The following is a 17,770-nucleotide window of genomic DNA, read 5'->3' as shown; positions in this document are numbered from 1 at the left end:
CATGATATTAAGGGCAGACAACCTTGTCAAGATATACAAAGGTAAAAAAGTGGTCAACAATATTTCGGTAATGTTGGAACAGGGAGAAATTGTAGGGCTTCTTGGGCCTAATGGGGCGGGAAAGACCACTTCTTTCTATATGATTGTGGGCCTGATCAAACCCAACTCCGGAAAAGTCTATCTAGACAAAACCGATATCACTGCACTTCCCATGTATAAGAGAGCCAAAATGGGTATCGGCTACCTGGCACAGGAAGCCTCCGTGTTCAGGAAACTGACGGTGGAAGAAAACATCAAGGCAGTTCTGGAAATGACAGACATGCCAAAAAGGGAACAGAAGGAAAGAGTAGAAAGCCTGTTAGAAGAATTCAGCCTCACACATGTACGCAAAAACCTCGGAATGGTACTTTCGGGCGGTGAGCGGCGGCGGACCGAAATCGCCAGAGCACTGTCCGTGGACCCTAAATTCGTGCTCCTGGATGAACCATTTGCCGGCGTAGACCCGATAGCTGTGGAAGAGATTCAAACCATCGTGGCCAAACTTAAAAACAAAAACATCGGTATATTGATCACAGACCATAACGTCAATGAAACCCTGTCCATTACCGATAGGGCTTATCTCATGTTTGAGGGCAAACTTCTGAAAGCAGGTACTGCAGAAGATCTGGCATCAGACGAACAGGTCAGAAAAGTTTATCTGGGAAGGCATTTCGAATTGAAAAGGAAGATATAACCAACTACCCCTATATGGAAGTCATCAATACTTTTATGACCTGGATATTCAAAAACAGGATAGGCCAGATTGAAAAATTTAAAAACCAACCCATTGAAGTCCAAAGAGAGATTCTTTTCAAGCTCATTCATATGGCAAAAGACACTCGATTTGGAAAAAAATACCATTTTAACAGCATATCATCTTATTCTGATTTTTGCCGGCAGGTCCCGGTCCACGATTACGAGCAAATGATGCCCTACATTGAAGATACCATGAAAGGCACCCAAAATGTCATTTGGCCGAGTGATATTAACTGGTTTTCGAAATCCTCCGGTACCACCGGAGCCAGAAGCAAATTTATACCCGTCTCTCCCGAAAGTCTGGAAGACTGCCATTTCAAAGGAGGAAAAGACATGCTTTCTCTATATATCACCAATTATCCGGAAACCAGGCTGTTTACCGGCAAAAGCCTGTCCATCGGAGGCAGCCACCAAATCAATCATTTGGATCAGAACAAGAACAGCTATTACGGGGATATATCTGCCGTAATCATGCAAAATCTCCCCATGTGGGCCCAGTTTGCACGAACGCCCAGCTTGGAAACGGCCCTGATGAGCGAATGGGAGGAAAAAATAGAGCGCATGGCCCGGGAAACGATAAAAGAGAACGTAACCAGCCTTACCGGTGTCCCCACCTGGACACTTGTCCTGCTTCAGAGGATTCTGGACATCACGCAAAGCCAAAACATCAAAGAGGTATGGCCCGACCTGGAGGTCTTTTTTCACGGGGCAGTGGCTTTTGGTCCCTACAGGCATCTCTTCCATGAGCTTATTCCCACAGGAGACATGCATTATATGGAAACATACAATGCCTCTGAGGGCTTTTTTGGAATCCAGGACCAAAAAGAGTCCGAGGATCTGCTTCTGATGCTGGATTACGGCATATTCTATGAATTTATACCCATGGAAGAATGGGACCGCGAGAATCCCAAATGTATTCCGTTGGAAGAAGTGGCGGTGGATCAGAATTATGCCATCATCATTACCACCAACGCGGGACTCTGGCGGTACAAAATCGGTGACACGGTAAAATTCACTTCGCTGAGCCCTTACCGCATAAGGATTACCGGCCGGACAAAGCATTTCATCAATGCCTTTGGGGAAGAAGTTATCGTAGAAAATGCCGAAAAGGCCATGGAAAAGGCCTGTAAAGAACTCCACACATCGATAAAAAATTTCACTGCCGCTCCTATCTATTATGGAGACAAGGAAAACCAGGGAGCCCATGAGTGGGTTGTAGAGTTTACATTCCCACCAAAGGATAAAGAATTATTTAGAGATAAACTCGATCAGTACCTGAGGGAAATCAATTCTGATTATGATGCAAAAAGATATAAAGATATGGTGCTTAAAAAACCCATAGTGCATTTTGCCCGGGAGGGGCTGTTTGAAAAATGGCTGAAATCCAAAGGAAAACTTGGGGGACAGAACAAAGTTCCCCGGCTCTCCAACAACCGTGAATACATCGATGAGATCATAAAATTCCTTTGAAGTAAGGGGATTTTATTGCCCTGATAATTTTCAAAATTTTATATTAAAAACCGCCCTCCATCCGTCAAAAATCCATATCAGGGAAAGAAGGAAACCGGCTTTGAACGAAAGTCAGAAAATGGCCTGGCAAACCGTATTTTTAGATTCCAATAAACAAGAAATTTTTATCCACATCTTTCCACACTTATCCACATAGATGAAAGAAATAGGTATAACTTACTGTTTTACAGGTAATTAATCCATGACCCAAAAAAGTGTTTTTGTGGATAACCTGCTGTAAATGAATTTTTTGCCGTTCCAGCTATTTTTGAAAAAGTGGATAACTCCCTGTTCAGAATAAAATTTTTTTCCGCCAGATTTTAATGTTTTTTTGCCTCTTCCCAAAAGACATCCATTTCCGCCAGACTCATTTCGGATAACGTTTTCCCCGAGTTTCTTGCAGCATTCTCTAGATACTGAAAGCGGTGTATAAACTTGCGGTTGGTTTTTTCCAGGGCCTCTTCCGGATTGATATCAATGAACCGGGCATAATTGATTAACGAAAAAAGCAGGTCTCCAAATTCAGCTGTCGCTTTTTCCTTATCCGGATGCGTGTCCCCTTCGGCATCAAAAACTTCCTTGAATTCCGCCATCTCTTCTTCTACCTTCGCCCATACCTGATGCTTTTCTTCCCAGTCAAACCCTACGCCCCGCGCTTTTTCCTGGATCCGCATGGCCTTGATAAGGGCAGGAAGGGATCTCGGCACTCCTCCCAACACACTTTCATTGCCTTTCTCCTGCAGTTTTATTTTCTCCCAGTTTTGTTTTACCGTCTCTTCGTCTTCAGCTTGTGTCTCTCCATATATATGGGGGTGCCTCCGGATCAGTTTTTCGTTCAATTGATTGATGACAGAAGCCATATCAAAAGCTTTCTTTTCTGAACCTATCCTGGCATAAAAAACAATATGCAGCAGTATGTCTCCCAGTTCATTTTTGATCTCATCGAGGTCATTGTCCAAAATAGCATCCGACAGTTCGAAAGTCTCTTCTATGGTAAGGTGCCTAAGGCTTTCAATAGTTTGCTTTTTATCCCAAGGACATTTTTCCCTCAATTCATCCATTATGGTCAGCAACCTGTCAAAAGCCTCTAGCTGCGATTTCCTGTCATAAGGTAGTGTCATAAAATAGGGGGGAAACTTATGGTAATGTATAAACGTTTTGAAAGTAATACGTAAATTTGCAGAAATTAATTTGATATGACAACTGTATATTTGACATTGGCATTTATCGCACTATTTTTTATATTGATGTCCGTGAGGCTGATTTTCCTGAAAAATGGACAGTTTAAGGGGACTTGCGCTTCACAAAACCCTTATTTGAACAAGGACGGCGAGACCTGCGGGTATTGTGGGAAAAAGATAGACGATGGTTCTTCTTGCGGAAATCCCGACAATGAGGTCGATAAAGTGATGGCCAAGTTCAAATAATATGTGACCGATAATAATGAATCATTCTTTTTTAACACCCAACATAATATTTCTTTAAGTGGCACTAATCAAATCAATTTCCGGTATCAGGGGCACCATCGGTGGCCCTCCAGGTGAAGGCCTCACTCCCTTAGACATTGTAAAATTTTCCGCCGCGTATGGCTCATGGGTGATGGAAAAGACCGACAATCCCAAAGTGGTGATCGGCAGGGATGCACGTATATCCGGTGAGATGGTTTCAAAACTGATCGCCAGTACTCTTCAAGGCCTTGGCGTCAATGTCATCGATTTGGGCCTGAGTACCACCCCGACAGTCGAATTGGCCGTTCCGCTGGAAGAAGCCGGAGGCGGGATTATCATCACGGCCAGTCATAATCCTATACAGTGGAATGCCTTGAAATTGCTGAACCACGAAGGGGAATTCATTTCAGCCGCGGAAGGGCAGGAAGTCCTGGACAAGGCAGAGAATGGGAATTTCCGTTTTGCAGAGGTGAAAAAACTGGGGGCTTATACCCAAATAAGTGATTATATGGACAGGCACATACAGCATGTATTGGACCTGGACCTGGTAGACAGGGAAGCCATTGCCCAAAGAAAATTCAAAATTGTAGTAGACTGTGTCAATTCCACCGGTGGGATTGTTGTGCCCAAACTTTTAAAGGCGCTTGGCGTGGAAACGGTAGAGGAGATGTACTGTCAGCCCAACGGCCAGTTCCCTCATAATCCGGAACCCCTTCCGGAACACCTGAGAGACATTTCCATAAAACTGGAAAACGGGCATTATGATCTGGGCATCGTGGTAGATCCAGACGTAGACAGACTGGCTTTCCTGAATGAAGATGGCAGCTTCTTTGGGGAAGAATACACCCTGGTGGCAGTAGCCGATTATATACTTTCCCATCAACAAGGAAACACAGTATCTAATTTAAGTTCCACCAGAGCCCTCAGGGATATTACCGAAAAAAGGGGGGGCACCTATCATGCGGCTGCTGTAGGTGAAGTCAATGTGGTGACTAAAATGAAAGAAACCCAAGCGGTTATCGGAGGTGAAGGAAACGGCGGCATCATCTATCCGGCGTCACATTATGGCAGAGACGCTTTGGTGGGTATAGGACTGTTTCTCACCCATCTTGCCAAATTCGGGAAGTCGGTTAGCCGTCTTAGAGCCACCTATCCCAATTATTATATCTCGAAAAACAAGATAGAACTCAACGCGAATATCAATACCGATAAGATCCTGGAACAGATCAGAAAGAAATACCAGAAGCATCCTATCAATGATATAGACGGTATAAAAATAGAATTCGAAAAAGAATGGGTTCATCTCCGCAAATCCAACACGGAACCCATTATCAGGATATATTCGGAATCAGAAACTTCTGTCACCGCAGACCATCTGGCCAACAAGCTCATCCTTGACATCAAAGAGATTATTTCAGAAAAAGAATAGCTCGTCATACACGTATTATGCTCCAAAAAAGAAGAATCTACTTTGACAATGCTGCTACCACCGCATTGGACGAGAGGGTACTTGAAGCCATGTTGCCTTTTTTAAGGGAGCATTATGGCAATCCTTCCTCTGTCCATGCCCATGGGAGAGAAGTGAGGGCCGCCATAGAAAAAGCCAGAAAAAAGGTAGCAGAATTGCTCAATACCACACCCGGTGAGGTTTTTTTTACTTCTGGAGGCACAGAGGCAGACAATACGGCCATCTTCAGTGCACTGGAAAGTTTCTCCCTTGAGCACATCATCACCTCTCCCTTAGAGCACCATGCCGTGTTACACATAACAGACAGATGTGTTGCGGAAAAAGGCATAGGGCGCACTTTGTTGGACACGGATGGCCAAGGCAATCTGGACCTTGATCAGCTGAAGGCCCTGCTTCAACAACAGCCCCGCGCATTGGTATCCCTGATGCATGGTAACAATGAAATCGGCAACATCAACGACATAGAAGCCATAGGCAATATCTGTCAGGAATTTGGTGCCTTTTTCCATTCAGATACGGTGCAAACCGTGGGACATTATGTCCACCGCCTCAATGATTTACCGCTGAATGCGATGGTCGGTTCGGCCCATAAGTTTCATGGTCCCAAAGGTTCAGGGTTTCTTTACGTGAATAAGAACAAAAAAATAAAGCCTTATATCCTTGGAGGTTCCCAGGAAAGAAACATGCGGGGCGGCACAGAAAACGTAGCCGGTATCATAGGGTTGGCCAAAGCCCTGGAAATAGCGTACGAAGATATGGAAGGTCACCGGAAAAAAATCATTGCGCTAAAAAAGCATTTCAAAGAAAGTTTGGAAAGCGCCATCCCCGGCGTAAGCTTTAACGGGCGTTCCGGAGATTTGGAAAACAGCCTATATACCGTTCTCAACGTCAGTTTCCCTGCTTCCTCCAATAACCAAGGCATGCTGTTGTTCAATCTGGACCTCGAAGGGATCTCCGCTTCCGGCGGATCTGCCTGCAGCAGTGGGGCAACCCTTGGATCCCACGTTTTACGGTCGTTACAGGTTTCGCCCGAAAAAGAATCTGTACGTTTCTCTTTTAGCAGGTTCAATACAGTAGAAGATGTGGACTACACCATCGGGCAACTCAAAACGCTGTATGAAGTAGGCGTATGAGTAGGGTAAAAACCATGATTTGATTTCATGGAAGACGGATCTATATGGCCGGGGAAATAATCTGCTACTACCCGAACGGCAGATGGCTGACGTCCACATTGCCACCCGACAGGATGATGGCTACCTTTTCTCCTTCAAATTTTTCCTTGTTTTTTAGCAGCGCCGCCAATGGAACCGCTGCACTGGGCTCCACCACTAGCTTCATTCTTTCAAAAATGATCCGCATTGCAGCGATAATTTCCTCATCATTGACGGTGAGAATATCTTGAACATATTGAACAATAACCTCAAAATTTTTTTTGCCCAATAATGTCAACAATCCGTCAGCTATCGTGTCAGGGTTTTGTACAGGTATGATTTTTTTTGCTTTGAAAGACCTGTACGCATCATCCGCACCTTGGGGTTCACCCGCAATGACTTTTGTCCTCGGCGACAGGTAATGTGTGCTCAACGCAGTACCTGCGAGCAGCCCCCCTCCTCCTACCGGAGCCATGATCGTATCAAAGACAATTCCTTCCTGTCCTATTTCCCAGGCACAAGTAGCCTGACCCTCTATCACATCCCAATGATCATACGGGGGAATAAATGTTGCTCCGGTTCTATCAACGATTTTTTCCAACGTTGCTTCACGGGCGGATAAGGTAGGTTCGCATTCAATGATCTCTCCGCCATAACTCCTTACTGCTTTCTTCTTGACTTCCGGGGCCGTGGACGGCATCACGATAAAAGAAGGGACACCGGCTTCACCTGCGGCTCTGGCAAGAGCGGCGGCGTGATTACCACTGGAATGGGTTGCCACACCGTTCTCTTTTGCTTCCTCACCCAGTTTCATCACCGCGTTGGCTGCTCCCCTCGCCTTGAAGGCTCCTGTTTTTTGCAGGTTTTCGCATTTAAAATAAACCTGGCACCGGGCCATCTTGTTCACTGCGGTACTTGTCAGCAAGGGTGTCCAGTGAATCATATGGTCGATCCTGGCACGCGCTTGTTGTATTTCATCCAAACGAGGTAAACCGGGGTTATTCATGCCTTAAAATTGCACTTAATTATGATTACAGCCAATTGCGGGATTCTGTTTTTGCAAAATATTTTCTAAAAGCCGCTCATCAAAATAATTTTCATATATTGAATGACATGCACCGGGACTTACTTCAGACACCGACCACAACCTACCCCATTATGGGAGCTGAACTGCATGCGGGGAATACGTTTGTCCTTGATCTAAGCAAAACCAATCCAAAATTAAATGAAGTTGATTTTGTAAATAACCAAAATTTCATCAAACACATAGAACGTCAGATGGAGGAAAACAAGGCTATGTTTGCCGTTGGGGGCTATGGTGAAAACAGGCAGATTTATTCAAGAAGCCAGGTATTTGCACAGGCTTCTATGGATTATAGAAACATCCATCTGGGAATAGACATCTGGACTGCCGCGGGTCATCCGGTATATTGTCCCGTTGGTGGTCTTATTCACGGGTTCAAGGACAATATCGGTTTTGGAAATTACGGGCCAACGGTTATTTTGGAACACCGATTGCATAATGATATCATTATTTATAGTTTATATGGACATCTCAGCCGGAGGGATTTGGCTAATTTAGCAATCGGAAAAAAAATCCGGCAAGGGGAAAAGATCGGCCATTTAGGGAGTACAGAAGAAAATGGCGGCTGGCCGCCTCACCTGCATTTTCAGCTGATCCGCAACCTACAAGACTATCACGGAGATTATCCCGGTGTATGCGGGGAAAAAGACAAAACTTATTATCTAAGCAACTGTCCGGATCCAAACATTTGGCTCGGTTGTCCATTATTAAAATAGCGAGTTAAACCACTTTAATAAAGACCATCATGAACAAACCGGATTTGAATAAGTTGGTTTCTTTAAGAAAGGAATTACACCAATACCCGGAACTCTCCGGAAAGGAAAAAAATACGTCGTCCAGAATTAAAAAATTTTTCCGGGAATTTCCCCCGGATGAAGTAGTGGAAGGCATGGGCCCAAATGGCATTGCGGTCATTTTTAAAGGGGAAGAAGAAGGGCCTACGACCATGGTCCGTTCCGAGCTGGATGCGCTTCCTATACAGGAGGAAGGAAATATTCAGCATATCAGCAAGCATGTGGGGGTTTCACACACCTGTGGTCATGATGGCCATATGGCCATAGCGTGTGGGGTTGGACTGCAACTGGCTACCCGTAGACCCAAAAAGGGCAAGGTGGTGTTGCTCTTCCAGCCTTCCGAGGAAACCGGAGAAGGTGCGGAACAGGTAATCGCATCGAAAGGCTTCGACAAAATATTACCCGATTATGCCTTCGCTCTCCACAATCTGCCGGGGTTTGACAAAAACCAGGTAGTCCTGAAAAAAGGCGTTTTCACAGCGGCCTCCACAGGAATGGTTATAACGCTCAAGGGGAAAACCAGCCATGCCGCCCATCCTGAGGATGGCAACAGTCCAGCAGAGGCCATGTGTAAAATCATGGTAGGATTGGAAAAACTGCCAGCGTCATTTGCCGATTTTGCGCTGATTACCATCATCCACGCGGTTTTAGGTGAAGTGGCTTTTGGAACCACCCCTGGAGAGGCCAAGGTAATGGCTACCATGAGAAGCTATGAAAATGAAACCATGGACAAAATGATTTCTTATGCTGAAAAATTAGTCCATGCCATTGCCAAAGAGTACAAATTGAACGTCTCAATCGACTATTGTGAAGCTTTCCAGGCTTCAGAAAATGATCCCGAAGCCTGGGAGTATGTCAACGACGCAAGCAAAGCCCTTAAACTAAAGACCAAACATATCAGAACACCTTTTCGTTGGTCAGAGGACTTCGGCCATTTTTCAACCGTAACCAAAAGTATGCTTTTTGGTCTGGGAGCTGGCAAGAGGCAGCCCCAACTGCATGAAAGCCGATACGACTTCCCTGATGAATTAATCCCTGTAGGCGTCGGGCTTTTTATGGAAACCATCAAAAAAATTAACTTTTGAAGTTTATGCTGCATACTTCTTATATAGAAATCAGTAAAAGCGCCTATAAAAACAACCTTAAATTCATAAAAAGCCAAGTTGGAGAAAAGACGGTCATCTCCTCTGTTGTAAAAGGCAACGCCTACGGACATGGTATTGAAAATATTGTTTCCATAGCTGAAGAAGCGGGAATCAGACATTTCAGTACCTTCAGCACCGATGAGGCTGTCAGGGTTCAAAAGGCTACAAAAAAAAACAGCCAAATTATGATCATGGGGATGGTCGACAACGCAAGTCTATCCTGGATCATCGACTCAGGCATCAGTTTTTATGTATTCGAGTTTGACCGGTTGGAAGCAGCCCTTGCTGTGAGCAAGAAATTGAACAAAAGAGCGAAAATCCATGTAGAAGTGGAAACAGGCTTTCACCGAACAGGCTTTGAATGGGAGGAAAAAGAAACATTAAAAAAATTTTTATTGGAAAACAAAGCGCATTTTGAATGGTGTGGCTTGTGCACGCATTATGCGGGAGCGGAAAGCATTGGAAACCATGTCAGGGTACAAAACCAAATAAAATTTTATCGCAAATACAAAGACTGGTTTTCTGAAAATGGAATCCGGTTTCAGTGCTATCATACCGCCTGTTCGGCAGCCTCTTTCAGTTATCCGGAAACCATTATGGATATGGTGAGGATAGGTATAGCCCAATACGGTTTCTGGCCCAGCCAAGAAACCTACATGTATAAATTCAAACAGCTAGCACCCCACATGAAAAACCCTTTAAGAAGGCTGATTAGTTGGAAAAGCACCATAATGAGCCTCAAAAAAGTTAAAATAGGAGATTTTATAGGTTATGGCAACAGTTTTATGGCTTCCAGGAACATGACCATTGCCTTGGTGCCTGTTGGATACTCTCACGGTTTTAGCAGGAACCTCAGCAACCTGGGCAAGGTATTGATTCATGGCAAAATCCTTCCTGTGGTGGGAACTGTCACCATGAATACGATTTCAGTGGACATCTCAGACCTTAAAGATCCAAAAAAAGGGGATGAGGTGGTAATCATCGGCAAACAAAAAAGAAATGAAATCACCGTGGCATCTTTCGGGGAATCCACGCAGCAGGTAAACTATGAATTGCTGACCCGCCTGCCAAATGATATTCCGAGGAAAATAGTGCAGTGATTGACTTTGCACTTTGCTTTGTAAACTTTGAAAGATATCCTAAAACGGTTACTGCTTAAGTTTGGCAATCAAGGTATCCAATAGAAAATAAACCTCAGTCCAAATACGCTGAAAAATTATTAATGAAGCGCTGTTGATCGTTCTCATAGACAAAAGCCTGTTCTTCTTTTCCTTCGTCCAGGTTCCTTATCCAATACAAGGTACCCGACGGTACATTGTCATATTTTAAATAATTGAATTCAGCGGTCAACGTATCCAGGGCTTTCCAGTGCTCATCGAAATACAAAAGGACATATCTGTTCCCTTTGGTGATGGAGTTGTTTGCATTTCTCGGAGCGATCCTGATTTGCCTGACAACAGACGGATCAGCCAACTCGATTTCAATGGATTTTTGACTAACATATGACTCCATGTTACCATCAAAGAGGTTTTTGATTTTATCGTCAGCCCTGACGTCAATTTTACACAGGTTTTCTATTCCATCAAAATAAACACTATCTTCTTCTTTGGTCAAATAGGGTAGTGATCCAATATTTTTACAATCATTCACCTTATCAGTAAATATTTCGAAAACCGAAAGGTTCAGAGATTTTGAATTGGGAGAATAGCACCTTATATACTTAAACCTTTTCCCGGTACCAATATTGATTGGACGAATCACCAATTCTGATAAATCACCCTCTTTCAATGTATACAGCGTTACGGCATCCCGAAAATCAGGTTCATTTGCTCCTTGGATGACAACACCTGCCATATCCCTTGCCATATCGACAAATTTGTCTTTTTTATAAAACTTCCTGTCTAATGTCAAGTCGATCCGGTTTTCATAGTCGGGAGTAACATACGCTATTTTCCCTTCACTATTTAAATAAAAGGGCTGCCCTTTTGACTGAAAACCTTCGGTGTTGTATACTCCAAAAATATAGGTAACTCCCAACGGAATTTTTTCGAAACTCGCTGTTTTTTTATCTTGCGTGACTTTCCCCCAGGCAACCGGCATCCAACCATCAGACCGGAAAATCGCCAGATACCCGATATCATTCTCCAATTTATCATCAAGAGATACTTCTATATCAGTGACTTGATGATATTCTTCGGTGACGTCCTCCATATAAGGATCCTCAAACAGCGAGGGAACAACTTCTGAAGATTTTCTTAGTTTGATCAGTTCGTTGTTAGGGGAGAAAGTTCTTCTATAAACTTTTGAGGTATTTTTAAAATACAGCGAATCAAACAGCGGTTGCCATTTAGGGGTAAAAGGTAAGTATCTCCCATCCAAGTCCCTCACAGAAACCCAATAATGGTGCCTGCTTCTGTTAATCCAGGAAGCCGTGAAATCAAAATTGGCCGGAATTCCACATGAATTGAGCACTCTTGCTGTCCATTCGGAATGTCTTCCACATTCAAACTGGTAAAATTGAAGCAGGTCATAGAATCCCAGGTTCCCGAGATCCCTGCCATCGTTTTCAAATAAATCCAGGTGAAAAGTATAAGCATTAAACAGATCAATCACACATTCAATGTCAGAGAGATCACCGGCATTCACCACCGGGAAGATTTTCTGCCTGATAAAGCTTGACTTGACATCAATAGATTCGTTCCTGAATCGATATACTAAGAGTGTATTTTTGAACTCATCAAATGTAATGTCCCTGGCGAAATTTGAAGTTTCCCAGACGTAGAATGCATTATCAATATGGTCAATCAGCCAATCTCTTCCAATATCTTGATGGTCAAATAAAACCTCAAAATGAGCCCTTTTAGATATTACATTGTTTAAAACGCTGTCTGCAATGACCTTGACTTTGGACTCAAATGAGAGGTACAGGCTATCGCTGACTTCATCTTCAAGGTATGCATCATAATCGAACCTGGAATTACACAGTTCATGCTTGTAAAACAGTTCTTTGGCTAATGAGTCAAGATATTCATATGATTCAAAGATTACATCCGGAACATCCCTAACCCTTCTATCCGAATAATGGCCCATCATGTATTCGATCAAATACTTTGCTGCCTTTAATTTTAAAGAGTCCGCATCATCTTTACCGTAATATTCCAAAACCGATTGCAATTCCCTTTTATTCTCTCCCGATTTTGATAAGGTGAACTCCACAGCATTGCCATGACCGCATGACAAATTTAAAAAGCAGATACAAACCAATAGTCTTCCAATCATGTCTTTTACCCAAACGGATGAACTAAAACAAACCCTTAACATCACCACTTTACCTTATATATCTTGGCGGTCTTGACCCGAAACAGAACCAGATGGAGCAATGTTGAACAACCTCTCTCCCAACATACCCCGCATCTCTTCCTTGATCTCCTCCACCGCCTGTGAAGGTATTTTTGGTTCCTTTTCCAAAAGGAACCTGGCAATGGCCTTCATCTTTTCCTCTTCTCCCGTTTCCATATAAAGCTTCACCAAAAGGTATTTAGGATAAAAGCGGTCCGGTAGCATGTCCGAAGCCAACTGATAGGCTGCTTCCGCCCTATCGTACATGCCCAAAGCCTTGTAGCTGTCCCCGAGTGCCGTTTGAACAATGGTGTTCCCAAGATAATTTTTGGCTTCTTCTAAAATTACGACTGCCTTTATATGTTCTCCAGCTACCGAAAGCGCTTTGCCGAAATTGCATAAAAATTCTCCGTCACGTATGAATACCGGCAACACTTTTTCGTACTTGTCCAATGAAATAGTGTAGGCTCCTTTATTGTAATATGACAGGGCGTCATTCCAATCTTTATTGGCCTTATAGACTTCCTGCACTCTCCATAGAATAACTACGGACAAGCATGTCATGGTGATGGCAACCGCCCAACGAATGGGTGGAATCGATAAGGAAGATAACCGGTAGAGTTGCTTACTATTTACAGCCAAAACTGCCAGGCATACTATTCCACAAAGCTTAATAGACAGAATATGAGAAGGATAGGAAAACATCCCAAAAAGCAACAAGGATGACAGGCCGGCTTGCGCTATCCAAATTTCCGGTTTGTTCCCGCTTCCCCGTACTCCGAACACTACCAATAGCAATACTACAACTAATAAAAATCCTATCATTCCCTGTTCTGTAAAAAGCTGTATACCCTCATTAAACGCATAAAACACGTCACTGGCCAAAAATTCAGTCGAATCATCCGAGTTTTCCCGAAAATAGGAGGCTTGGGCTTCCATATAGCTTGCCTTGAAGCGGTCAAATCCGGTTCCAAGGAACGGACTTTCCCGGATCATATTTAACGATGCCTTCCATATCAACACCCTTCCGTCCGCCGAGTCTTTTTTCAACATGTATATACCAATGAGGGCAACTACCCATATCCCTGCTCCAAGAATAAGTACGGAGAATTTATTCAACCGGGTATCCATCAAGCTGCCCAACTTTTCGTACCACCGGAAACGGTAAAAGCACAACAATCCCCCTGATACGGCCACAGCAATCCAGGCAGCCCTCGAAGCCGCTACTGGAAGTATCAAAAGAATACCCAATACTGTTGCTAGGGAAATATATTTGATCAAAAGCTTCAGCCACTTCCTTGAAAACCCTGGCCACTGATCGGTAAACAAATAAAGCCCCAGGGCCGAGGGAAACACAACAGCCAAATAGCCCGCATAGGGTCCCGGATTAAAGAAGCTGCCGGTAAGAGGAAATCCTGCATGTAAAGAGGGATATATACCCAAGAGCTGCAATTCTCCGTACACCGCCTGAACCAATCCGCCCAATACCACAAAACTCAAAAGCATCCAGATGTCCCTTATTCCTATAGTCATCCTAATAAAGAAATACAACAGTCCCAAGCCAATAAGATCGTAAAACCGAGAGGATACAGCTGACACTTCCTGAAAAAGAAAAATGTTCGCCAAGATAAAACCCACAATAATCAACAACAACCCATCAATCACACACACTTGTTCTAATCTCAAACTGCCACTCAAAACGAGTATTGGTAGTACCAGCCAGCTTACTCCCATCAAAGCAATCAAAAATAGACTCTGATTAAATTGAACAAAAGGGCCTGTACTACTGATTCCTATTAGAGAGAGTATAGTTAAGGCAAATAGGAAAACAGCAAAAATAACTGCGTTGATCAAACTTTGATAGATTGACTTTTTCAAAATAGCATTCACTTCGGTAGGAGAAATTGGCCTGGATTATTTCTATTTCTCTGCCTAAAAGACATTTTTTAATGTTGATTTGACAAGAATATTCCCGTCCTCAGAAGATAACCCTTCATACAATTGAAAGATACCCAAATTAGCATTTTTAAGTTCTCTCCATTCTTGTTGACTTAAACTTTTTCTCACTTCATCAAATTCGGACAATAATCTTGAAGGTTCTATATCAAAATAGACCCACTTTTGATTGACCCCCTTCGGATATTTTAAGAAATAATAGAGCTTATCATACAATTCATTTTTAGGCTTCAAGAGGGAAGTACCTTTATCGCTATCAGCCGAATATATTCCATAGCTTTTCTGTCCTTTATACTCATAAGCAAAGAAGTTAACACCATCTATTTGGTTATGGTCAGTAATATGATAAACAAATGATGTTGTTTCACAGAACTCCATAAATTCCCTCACATCTTGAAAGTCTCTTTCCAATATATCAGGAGGGAAGGTATGTTCACCAAAGTTGAGAGTGACATCCGGCACCAATCCTTCTGGGGTCAATTCATATATAACATCGTTGAATGTAAAGGAAAAATAAACTTTCCCTTCTTCTATCCAAAAATTATCTCTTTCAACAAAGGCTGTATAAGTACGATCAAACCTAACAGGAAAAAATTTATTAATAACTTTTTTCTTTTCTTTAGAGAAATATATCAAGCGATGATCGAAAATACCAGAGAAAAACACCCCCCCATAGACCGCATAGATATCCTCTGATATCTTGATAAAATTCTTAGCTAAATGAAACGCCTCACCCCTTATTTCAGATTTAAAATTTCCTTTTAGGTCATACTCAACAATTTTTTGGGATTGTTCATCCAATATTTCCACAGAATTTTTATCCATATCAACCCTAAAATCAATCGCCTTTTGGTACTCACCAGGACCATTTCCTACTTTTCCTATTCTGTTAATTACAGTCCCCTCAATATCTATGATCCAAATATTTTCTCTTGAAAGTACGGCCAGGTTTTCACCAAATGATCTGACTTTATTAACATTAAATAATGGAATTTTTTCCTGATCTATAACAGGGATAAACTCCATTTCAAAAGCTTCGTGTAGCCACACTTCTCTGGATGGCTGATCAATATCAAATTCTACAACCCGGAGATTCCTTTTTAAAACAGAATCCGATTTGTCAGCTTGACATGAGGCAAGCCCGGTAAATAGCAGTACAAATAAAAGCCAACGCATACTATAAGAAATTAAAACCCGTAACCGACCACTTGATATATCCGATCACGGGTTTAAATCGAAAATTAATTTCTACAATCACTACTTGCGGAACAACTGTTGAGGTAATTACATGTAGACAGACAACAATAATTCCCGTTACTATCTTGCCCCAGCAGCCTATATTCACATTCATCACTCTGCGCAAAAGCCATATTCCCAAGCTCCTTTAGCGTCAAAGAAGGTAATACTTTATCCTTCTCAAACTCCAAACTAACCATCACGTTCAGCATCAGCATCAGTCCAAAAACACCAGCCACCATCCATCGCAGCCACTTGCTTGTTTTCAAATAATTCTTCATCATTTAAGTAATTTAAGTTAAACATAAAACGAATAACCAAATCTAAGACTTTGAACTATCAATTTCTGGGTAACTTTGGATAAAGATGGGTAATTTTGAGGAAGCCTCTAGATTATCGGACCTGGCTGGATACTTGAATATCATCATTTATTCGGAAAATTGCTTCAAATTTTCCCTATTAATACCAGGAAACATCCAATGCCCATCGGTGCAGGTACCTTGTCATAAGAGAACCATAGTGCGTCCGAATTACAGGACTACCCCCCCCCCCCGCGGCTTCGCTGCTCCAGGTTCTCCGAGTTTCTCATATATCTTTATTTGCTCCGCGGGAGAAATCAAGCCATTAGGCAAGTCAATGCCGAACTTGACCAGAATGGAACGAAAAGTCTTACGATCCACACCGTATTCATGCGCCATTTCCGTTCTTGTTTTGAACTTGTTTATCCTGTCGTTCATAGTGGCAATATATTTTTAAATAATCATATTAAAATACCCAAAAAGTTTAAGAATAAAACTGAACGTGTTGCCCAGTACCACTTTGATAATCATCAAAACCAAAAACTACCGTATCTAAAATATATAGATAGCTACCTCAAAGAATCGTCTCGATAAAACAGTTTCTTCTTAATATTACGCTCTTTATTAAAAAAAGACTAGTTTAAACTAAATTGTTTTAAATAAATATATGTAAAACCAACTATTTACGCAATTAATCTTAGTTGCTTTTCTAATCGTACTTTATTTCAAGGTTGAGGGATCAAGCTGAAAAAGAATGTGGAACATCCAGAAATTTGAATTTATACCATTGAAAAAGTACAATGGAATCTTGGATTTTAGCGAAATACCGGCGAATGTACGGGACACCATCGGAACATCGACGTAACATCCCCGAGACACCCTGCCTTCATAGTGGGACCATCATGGGAACGTTGGGTAGTTATTGGTTATTAGTCAGGGGTCCATGGCTACTGATACTAAATCTTCGGAAAATTAACGGTGTAAATATTCCAGATTAGAACAGTCTTTGTGGGATTTCATACTATAATGCCATAATTGGCAAATTAAAAAAACCAAAACAGACTGGATATGAAATCTTATGTTTCCTTGTTTTCTCTCATTTTTGTTGCGCTCTTCATTTTCTCATGTGAAAGCGAACCGGTAGACTTGTCCGATCATGACTGGAAAGTCATCAATTTAACAGGAACTTCGGCACCAAAAGAAAAATTGGAAGGACTCACGTTGGAGTTCAAGGAGGGCCAGGAAATCGGCGGTTTTGCCGGCTGCAATGATTATCGGGGCGGGGCCACGTACAATAGGGAGCAGATCAAGTTTTCCACTTTGTACACCGATGGGGATAATTGTGAAGACATGAATGTTGAAAGAACTTTCTTATCTAACCTGGAATCCAGCTCCACGTACACGTATAGGGCTCGCAAACTGGTGTTTTATGATGATTCCGGAAACATTTTGGTAGAAATGGAAAGGGAATAAATGAAAAGGAGCGGTCAAAAGCGGATATTTGTCCTAGAATGATGGCAAAAAAGACCCTTTTGACCGTTTTCTT

The 17,770-nt window shown here is 42.4% G+C and carries 16 protein-coding genes; 9 read left to right on the top strand and 7 right to left on the bottom strand.

Going from position 1 to position 17,770, the window contains the following annotated elements:
* The first annotated feature begins 1 nt into the window (after position 1).
* Complete coding sequence (gene lptB / locus ACFPFU_RS05845; RefSeq protein ID WP_377062457.1) at positions 2-733, top strand: LPS export ABC transporter ATP-binding protein; 732 nt, start codon at positions 2-4, stop codon at positions 731-733.
* A 14-nt stretch (positions 734-747) separates the two neighbouring features.
* Positions 748-2,265 (top strand): GH3 auxin-responsive promoter family protein, encoded by a 1,518-nt coding sequence (locus tag ACFPFU_RS05840; protein ID WP_377062455.1) that lies wholly within the window; start codon positions 748-750, stop codon positions 2,263-2,265.
* Between the two features lie 359 nt (positions 2,266-2,624).
* Here ACFPFU_RS05840 and mazG read toward each other — a convergent pair whose 3' ends face one another.
* Entirely contained in the window at positions 2,625-3,425 is an 801-nt protein-coding gene (gene mazG / locus ACFPFU_RS05835; protein ID WP_377062453.1) for a nucleoside triphosphate pyrophosphohydrolase, read from the bottom strand.
* Between the two features lie 75 nt (positions 3,426-3,500).
* Here mazG and ACFPFU_RS05830 point away from each other — a divergent pair, with 75 nt between their 5' ends.
* The 3 genes from ACFPFU_RS05830 to ACFPFU_RS05820 are packed head-to-tail and all read left to right on the top strand — an operon-like array spanning position 3,501 to position 6,353.
* A complete protein-coding gene (locus ACFPFU_RS05830; RefSeq protein WP_377062451.1) occupies positions 3,501-3,731 on the top strand; it encodes a hypothetical protein in 231 nt (76 codons plus the stop codon).
* A gap of 58 nt (positions 3,732-3,789) precedes the next feature.
* Complete coding sequence (gene glmM / locus ACFPFU_RS05825; protein WP_377062449.1) at positions 3,790-5,181, top strand: phosphoglucosamine mutase; 1,392 nt, start codon at positions 3,790-3,792, stop codon at positions 5,179-5,181.
* A gap of 17 nt (positions 5,182-5,198) precedes the next feature.
* Positions 5,199-6,353, top strand: coding sequence for a cysteine desulfurase family protein (locus ACFPFU_RS05820; RefSeq protein WP_377062447.1), 1,155 nt, complete (start codon positions 5,199-5,201; stop codon positions 6,351-6,353).
* A gap of 67 nt (positions 6,354-6,420) precedes the next feature.
* Here ACFPFU_RS05820 and ACFPFU_RS05815 read toward each other — a convergent pair whose 3' ends face one another.
* The gene (locus ACFPFU_RS05815; protein ID WP_377062445.1) at positions 6,421-7,377 is read right to left on the bottom strand and encodes a threonine ammonia-lyase; all 957 of its coding nucleotides are present in this window, start codon (positions 7,375-7,377) and stop codon (positions 6,421-6,423) included.
* 152 nt (positions 7,378-7,529) lie between these two features.
* Between ACFPFU_RS05815 and ACFPFU_RS05810 the strand changes: the two genes are divergently transcribed.
* The 3 genes from ACFPFU_RS05810 to alr are packed head-to-tail and all read left to right on the top strand — an operon-like array spanning position 7,530 to position 10,494.
* Positions 7,530-8,171: a peptidoglycan DD-metalloendopeptidase family protein gene (locus ACFPFU_RS05810; protein ID WP_377062443.1), complete on the top strand. Its 642-nt coding sequence runs from the start codon at positions 7,530-7,532 to the stop codon at positions 8,169-8,171.
* 29 nt (positions 8,172-8,200) lie between these two features.
* The gene (locus ACFPFU_RS05805) at positions 8,201-9,334 is read left to right on the top strand and encodes an amidohydrolase (RefSeq protein WP_377062441.1); all 1,134 of its coding nucleotides are present in this window, start codon (positions 8,201-8,203) and stop codon (positions 9,332-9,334) included.
* Positions 9,335-9,339: 5 nt separating this feature from the next.
* A complete protein-coding gene (gene alr / locus ACFPFU_RS05800) occupies positions 9,340-10,494 on the top strand; it encodes an alanine racemase (RefSeq protein ID WP_377063208.1) in 1,155 nt (384 codons plus the stop codon).
* A gap of 94 nt (positions 10,495-10,588) precedes the next feature.
* Here the strand turns inward: alr and ACFPFU_RS05795 are convergent, their stop codons facing one another.
* From ACFPFU_RS05795 to ACFPFU_RS05775, 5 genes are all read right to left on the bottom strand, one after another.
* On the bottom strand, positions 10,589-12,673 hold the full coding sequence (locus tag ACFPFU_RS05795) for a hypothetical protein (protein ID WP_377062439.1): 2,085 nt from the start codon (positions 12,671-12,673) through the stop codon (positions 10,589-10,591).
* 54 nt (positions 12,674-12,727) lie between these two features.
* Positions 12,728-14,266 carry an O-antigen ligase family protein gene (locus tag ACFPFU_RS05790; protein WP_377062437.1) on the bottom strand — a complete coding sequence of 513 codons (1,539 nt, stop codon included), beginning with the start codon at positions 14,264-14,266 and terminating at the stop codon, positions 12,728-12,730.
* Positions 14,267-14,665: 399 nt separating this feature from the next.
* The gene (locus ACFPFU_RS05785) at positions 14,666-15,865 is read right to left on the bottom strand and encodes a 6-bladed beta-propeller (RefSeq protein WP_377062436.1); all 1,200 of its coding nucleotides are present in this window, start codon (positions 15,863-15,865) and stop codon (positions 14,666-14,668) included.
* Positions 15,866-15,930: 65 nt separating this feature from the next.
* Positions 15,931-16,209, bottom strand: a complete 279-nt coding sequence (locus ACFPFU_RS05780) for a hypothetical protein (protein ID WP_377062434.1) — start codon at positions 16,207-16,209, stop codon at positions 15,931-15,933.
* Between the two features lie 246 nt (positions 16,210-16,455).
* Entirely contained in the window at positions 16,456-16,662 is a 207-nt protein-coding gene (locus ACFPFU_RS05775; protein ID WP_377062432.1) for a hypothetical protein, read from the bottom strand.
* Positions 16,663-17,292: 630 nt separating this feature from the next.
* Here ACFPFU_RS05775 and ACFPFU_RS05770 point away from each other — a divergent pair.
* Positions 17,293-17,697, top strand: a complete 405-nt coding sequence (locus ACFPFU_RS05770; protein ID WP_377062430.1) for an META domain-containing protein — start codon at positions 17,293-17,295, stop codon at positions 17,695-17,697.
* Positions 17,698-17,770 lie beyond the last annotated feature (73 nt).

It is taken from the genome of Negadavirga shengliensis, from assembly GCF_042652345.1.
Classification (GTDB): domain Bacteria; phylum Bacteroidota; class Bacteroidia; order Cytophagales; family Cyclobacteriaceae; genus Negadavirga; species Negadavirga shengliensis.
Note: the sequence above shows the minus strand (reverse complement) of the source record. Positions and strands in the feature narration are given on the sequence as shown.